Annotated in this window: 1 protein-coding gene; it reads left to right on the plus strand. The window is 59.5% G+C overall.

Going from position 1 to position 1,122, the window contains the following annotated elements; genetic code table 11:
- The first annotated feature begins 56 nt into the window (after positions 1 to 56).
- Positions 57 to 1,109 carry an IS630 family transposase gene (locus E1J61_RS35795; RefSeq protein ID WP_243737113.1) on the plus strand — a complete coding sequence of 351 codons (1,053 nt, stop codon included), beginning with the start codon at positions 57 to 59 and terminating at the stop codon, positions 1,107 to 1,109.
- Positions 1,110 to 1,122: the final 13 nt, after the last annotated feature.

The following is a 1,122-nucleotide window of genomic DNA, read 5'->3' on the forward strand; positions in this document are numbered from 1 at the left end:
ATCGCTAGTCCAGTGCGTCATTGAAAAAGCACCCCATTTATGGTTAGATCAGGTGCATGGGAAAAATGAATCTGACCGAGCTCGAGCGTGAACAATTGCTGTCGGCGACTCGCAGCCGAACCATTCGGGCAGCCGACGCGCGCCGGGCCAAGCTGATCCTGATGCTTGAAGACGGTGAATCGCGCGACGCGATCATTGAGCGGCTGGGGTGCGATTCGCGTTTCATCTCGCGTTGGTCGAGTCGGTTTCTGGCGGAGCGGCTGGCGGGCTTGTACGCGCGCCATCCTGGACGAGCGCCCATGCAGCCGCCTGAGAAACTCGAGGCGCGTGTTCTGAGCTACACGCTCAAGCGCAAGCCCTCGGACGGATCGACACACTGGAGCAGCTACAAGCTTGCCGCGGAGCTGGGTGACGTGTCCATCTCGACCGTGCAGCGCATCTGGCGCAAACATGGCGTGCGCCCGCACAGGTTGGAGCGGCACATGATTTCCAACGATCCCCACTTCGAAACGAAGGCTGCAGACGTGATCGGGCTGTATCTGAACCCGCCCGCGCATGCGGCGGTGTTCTGCGTGGATGAGAAGACCGCGATCCAGGCCCTGGATCGCAAGGATCGGATGCTGCCATTGTCGCCAGGACGTGCCGAGAGCCACGGCTTCGAATACAAGCGTAACGGCACGCTCAGCCTGTTTGCCGCACTCAACACGGCAACCGGGGAGGTGATCGGCAAGACTGCGCCACGTCATACCAGTGAGCAGTTCGTAGCCTTCCTCACTGACGTTGTAGCCAGTCAGCGACCGGAGCAAGAAATCCACGTCATCTGCGATAACGTGAGCAGTCACAAGACCGAGCGCGTGCGCGACTTCCTCAGCGAACACCCCAACGTCCACATGCACCACACGCCGACCTACACGTCCTGGCTCAATCAGGTCGAGAACTGGTTTGCGCGCATTCAGCGCGATGTGATCGCACGAGGCGTCTTCACTTCGGTGAAGGACCTGGATCGCAAGCTGATGCGCTATATCCGTCAACACAACAAGAATCCCAAGCCAATCAAGTGGAAGTACGACGATCCATCGCGGCGAATTCGCCCGGTGCCAATTCACTGACGCGATGGACTAG

Origin of the sequence: Cupriavidus sp. L7L (assembly GCF_004353535.1) — a bacterium.
Lineage (GTDB): Bacteria > Pseudomonadota > Gammaproteobacteria > Burkholderiales > Burkholderiaceae > Cupriavidus > Cupriavidus oxalaticus_A.

What these genes read in the sequence shown, in the direction of transcription:
- E1J61_RS35795 (WP_243737113.1), top strand. Translation starts at nt 57, where the DNA reads ATGGGAAAAATGAATCTGACCGAGCTCGAGCGTGAACAATTGCTGTCG.